We start from the raw sequence: 1358 nt of genomic DNA, 5'->3' as shown, positions 1-1358 counted from the left end.
CCGTCGTCGTTCTTCACGAACTCGTACACCGCCGCCGGGCAGAAACGCCCCTCCGGCCCCGCGTACGTGCGCAGGTTCACGTTCACCGGCACGCTCGCATCCTTCAGCGTCAGGTGCGCCGGCTGGTTCTCCTCGTGGTTCGTGTTCGAGATGAACACCGACGACAGCCGGTCGAACGTCAGCTTGCCGTCCGGCTTCGGATACTCGATCGGCGCGCACTGCGACGCCGGCTTCAGCATCTCGTGGTCCGCGTGCCGGTGATGCAGCGTCCACGGCACGTTGCCGCCCAGCACCTTCTGCTCGAGCCCCACCATCAGCGTGCCGAGATACAGCCCCTTGGCCATCCACTGCTTGAAGTTGCGCGCGCGGTACAGCTCCGTGTACAGCCACGATTGCTTGAAGGCATCCGGGTACGCGTTCAGCTCGTCCGACTGCCGGCCGGCCTGCACCGCGTCGAATGCGGCGTCCGCCGCCAGCATGCCGGTCTTGATCGCCGCATGGCTGCCCTTGATCCGCGATGCGTTCAGGAAGCCCGCGTCGTCGCCGATCAGCGCGCCGCCCGGGAACACCGTCTTCGGCAGCGACAGCAGCCCGCCGGCCGTGATCGCGCGCGCGCCGTACGACACGCGCTTGCCGCCTTCCAGGAACGCGCGGATCGACGGGTGCGTCTTGTAGCGCTGGAATTCCTCGAACGGCGACAGGTACGGGTTCGTGTAGCCCAGGCCCACCACGAAGCCGACCACGACCTGGTTATTGTCCATGTGATACAGGAACGAGCCGCCGTACGTATCGGACTTCAGCGGCCAGCCGGCCGTGTGGATCACCAGGCCCGGCTTGTGTTTCGCCGGATCGATTTCCCACAGCTCCTTGATGCCGATCCCGTACGCCTGCGGATCGGCGTTCGCGTCGAGCTTGAACTTCGAGATCAGCTGGCGGCCCAGATGGCCGCGGCAGCCTTCGGCGAACAGCGTGTACTTCGCGTGCAGCTCCATGCCGAGCTGGAAGTTCTCGGTCGGCTCGCCGTCCTTGCCCACGCCCATGTTGCCGGTGGCGACGCCCTTCACCGAGCCGTCGTCGTTGTAGAGAATCTCCGCGGCCGGAAAGCCCGGGAAGATCTCCACGCCCAGCGCCTCGGCCTGCTGGCCCAGCCAGCGCGTGACGTTGCCCAGCGAGATCACGTAGTTGCCGTGGTTCTGGAAGTTGGCGGGCAGCGCCCAGTTCGGCGTGGTGATCGCGCTCTTCTCGGACAGGAACAGGAAGCGGTCTTCCGTCACCTCGACATCGAGCGGTGCGCCGCGCTCCTTCCAGTCGGGGAACAGTTCGGTGATCGCGCGCGGGTCCATCACCGCGCCCGACAG

Annotated in this window: 1 protein-coding gene; it reads right to left on the bottom strand. The window is 66.5% G+C overall.

Going from position 1 to position 1358, the window contains the following annotated elements; translation table 11 throughout:
• Nucleotides 1-1358: electron transfer flavoprotein-ubiquinone oxidoreductase (locus J7024_RS36945; protein ID WP_234746056.1), on the bottom strand; the 1358-nt coding region annotated here is incomplete at both ends.

This window comes from Burkholderia sp. WTPI3 (assembly GCF_021483755.1).
GTDB lineage: Bacteria > Pseudomonadota > Gammaproteobacteria > Burkholderiales > Burkholderiaceae > Burkholderia.
This window is presented reverse-complemented; position numbering and strand designations above follow the sequence as displayed.